The 1,082-nt window shown below is 26.3% G+C and carries 2 protein-coding genes; both read left to right on the forward strand.

Annotation, left to right across the window (positions count from 1 at the left end; all coding sequences use genetic code 11):
* Nucleotides 1-405, forward strand: a 405-nt coding sequence (locus IE142_RS34760; RefSeq protein ID WP_191889404.1) for a penicillin-binding transpeptidase domain-containing protein, incomplete at its 5' end; no start/stop codon positions are given.
* Nucleotides 395-775 carry a penicillinase repressor BlaI gene (gene blaI / locus IE142_RS34765; protein WP_001284653.1) on the forward strand — a complete coding sequence of 127 codons (381 nt, stop codon included), beginning with the start codon at nucleotides 395-397 and terminating at the stop codon, nucleotides 773-775. The genes IE142_RS34760 and blaI, both read left to right, overlap by 11 nt.
* Nucleotides 776-1,082: the final 307 nt, after the last annotated feature.

Genomic DNA, 1,082 nt, shown 5'->3' on the forward strand with positions numbered 1-1,082 from the left:
AACTATACTGCGGCTCAACTCAAGCAATTAAATTATGGTAATGAAAACTTGGGAAGTTATAAAAGCTATTGGATGGAAGATAGTTTGAAAATATCTAATCTTGAACAAGTAATAGTTTTTAAAAATATGATGGAACAAAATAAGCATTTTAGTAAAAAAGCAAAGAATCAATTATCTTCTTCATTATTGATTAAGAAAAATGAAAAGTATGAACTGTATGGGAAAACAGGTACAGGTATAGTAAACGGGAAGTATAATAATGGGTGGTTTGTAGGTTACGTAATTACAAATCATGATAAGTATTATTTTGCTACACATTTATCAGATGGAAAGCCGTCTGGGAAAAATGCTGAATTAATCAGTGAAAAAATATTAAAAGAAATGGGTGTTTTAAATGGCCAATAAGCAAGTTGAAATATCTATGGCTGAATGGGATGTTATGAATATAATATGGGATAAAAAATCAGTATCAGCTAATGAAATTGTAGTTGAAATTCAAAAATATAAAGAAGTTAGCGATAAAACGATTAGAACATTAATCACAAGACTATATAAAAAAGAGATTATAAAACGATACAAATCAGAGAATATTTATTTTTACTCATCAAATATTAAAGAAGACGATATTAAAATGAAAACTGCTAAAACCTTTCTTAATAAACTGTATGGAGGGGACATGAAAAGTTTAGTGCTGAATTTTGCGAAAAATGAAGAATTAAATAACAAAGAAATTGAAGAATTGCGAGACATTTTAAATGATATTAGTAAAAAGTAATTAGAGATATGTTTCAAACATAATACATATGTAAACTATGCTTGACTCTTATTAAATTAGTTTTGTTAATAACATTTAAAATATTTTATTAAATATGAGAGTGTACAGAAAATAACCATTTTCTGTACACTCTCTTTTTATACCTAGATATATAGCTAGTATACATATTTTAGTGTTCAATAACCCAATAGGAAATCTATGTTCATAAATATAGTTAGAATTAAGTTATGGTACAATGAAAATGCATATAGGAGGTTTGTATTTTGAAAATAGGTTATGAAAGAGTGTCAACTGGTTTGCAAAATTT

This window comes from Streptomyces mutabilis (assembly GCF_014649815.1).
GTDB lineage: Bacteria > Actinomycetota > Actinomycetes > Streptomycetales > Streptomycetaceae > Streptomyces > Streptomyces mutabilis.

Bases quoted from the DNA above. Each gene is read 5' to 3' on its own strand.
- blaI (WP_001284653.1), top strand. From the start codon at position 395: ATGGCCAATAAGCAAGTTGAAATATCTATGGCTGAATGGGATGTTATG.